Source organism: Niallia taxi (genome assembly GCF_004005475.1).
Classification (GTDB): Bacteria; Bacillota; Bacilli; order Bacillales; family Cytobacillaceae; genus Niallia; species Niallia taxi.
Genome location: NZ_RZTZ01000056.1, coordinates 1 through 1,022 on the forward strand (window position 1 = coordinate 1; position 1,022 = coordinate 1,022).

Consider the following 1,022-nt stretch of genomic DNA (forward strand, 5'->3'; position numbering starts at 1 on the left):
AGATTTAAAAGGTCACTTATAGGTTATTACAACTATTACTGCATTACAGACAATACGCAAACTGTGAACGGTTTTAAAGAGAAGATTGAAGAACTACTATATAAATGGCTAAATAGAAGAAGTCAGAGGAAATCCTTTACCTGGGATAAATTTAGACTCTTTCTAAAGAAGTTTCCACTTCCAACTCCAATAATTAAAGTAAACATTTATGAATTAAGAAAAGAGATTAGCTATATTCTGTAAAAGATAATTAGGAGGAGCCGTGTGCGTTAATTGCGCAAGCACGGTTCTGTGAGGGGGGAGAGTACAATTTACCGTAAGGTAGAAAGGCTCTCTTCTACTCGACTATTGAAAGAAGATGAAACCAAAATTTCATTTAAACGTATTATTCTATAATCATTTATTTCTCTTAAAGGGGGACAAAATGCTTGCAAATTCCTTAGTATTAATGGGATTAGGTATAGTAATAATAATTGTCGGTTTTCCATCAAACAAAAAGGAAAGACTTCGTTCCATTAAAGAAATCTACAATTGAAAGAATTCGGATTTAAGGAGGAATTTTTATATGTCATCATTAATGTTAGGACTGATACTAGGTGCCTTTTTAGTTATAGGGATTCAACAAATTATCTACACTTTAATATGGGTATATACAGGGGAAAATATGGGGATGATACGAAACATTAGAACCGCTATAAAGAATTCGAAGCATAAGAAAAAAGTAAAAAGTGTAGAAAGTTATTAAGAAATTCGTAAATTATTGTTGTGGTTAATCATTTTTAAATTTACCAGTTAACAAGTTTTTTTCTAAACAGCCGCCATTAGCATATAGGTTCAAGCAGGGCTTTCCTTTAATAGAGGAGAAGCCTTTTGCCATGTCACAAACAGGGCAGGATAGTGGTGCGAAATGTTCCTAGTTAAATGGAGGATGGTTACATTACTCCGGTAAAGGTTAGGCAGTTCCTTTCGGAACTGAAGGGTTATATCGAAGAATCAAATGATGAGGTAACGCTCGGAAGGGT

2 protein-coding genes are annotated in these 1,022 nt (G+C 33.9%); both read left to right on the forward strand.

Annotated features, from left to right (window positions below; translation table 11 throughout):
- Positions 1–243, forward strand: a 243-nt coding sequence (locus EM808_RS28365) for a group II intron maturase-specific domain-containing protein (RefSeq protein WP_328590397.1), incomplete at its 5' end; no start/stop codon positions are given.
- 322 nt (positions 244–565) lie between these two features.
- The gene (locus tag EM808_RS28370) at positions 566–745 is read left to right on the forward strand and encodes a hypothetical protein (protein WP_127743159.1); all 180 of its coding nucleotides are present in this window, start codon (positions 566–568) and stop codon (positions 743–745) included.
- Positions 746–1,022 lie beyond the last annotated feature (277 nt).

What these genes read in the sequence shown, in the direction of transcription:
- EM808_RS28370 (WP_127743159.1), top strand. Translation starts at nt 566, where the DNA reads ATGTCATCATTAATGTTAGGACTGATACTAGGTGCCTTTTTAGTTATA.